We start from the raw sequence: 224 nt of genomic DNA on the forward strand, positions 1-224 counted from the left end.
CTAGCTAAATCAGACAGTAAACAGTTAAAGCAAGAAATAAAACAGCTGCAAAAAGAGCTTAATCGTAAAGATAAAGCCTTAGCTGAAACAGCGGCATTACTTGTTCTCAAAAAAAAAGCGGATGCACTCTGGGGTTTCAACGAGGACGATTAACAACACAGGCTGAGCGACATGAATTAATAACGCTTATTACAAACGCGCAGGATTCAGGGGCAAGGAAAGAA

1 pseudogene is annotated in these 224 nt (G+C 40.2%); it reads left to right on the plus strand.

From position 1 onward, the window contains the following. Positions 1-224: pseudogene (locus H5187_RS24985) on the plus strand (IS3 family transposase); the annotation flags it as partial.

Source organism: Pseudoalteromonas sp. SG44-1 (assembly GCF_014164315.1).
GTDB lineage: Bacteria > Pseudomonadota > Gammaproteobacteria > Enterobacterales > Alteromonadaceae > Pseudoalteromonas > Pseudoalteromonas rhizosphaerae.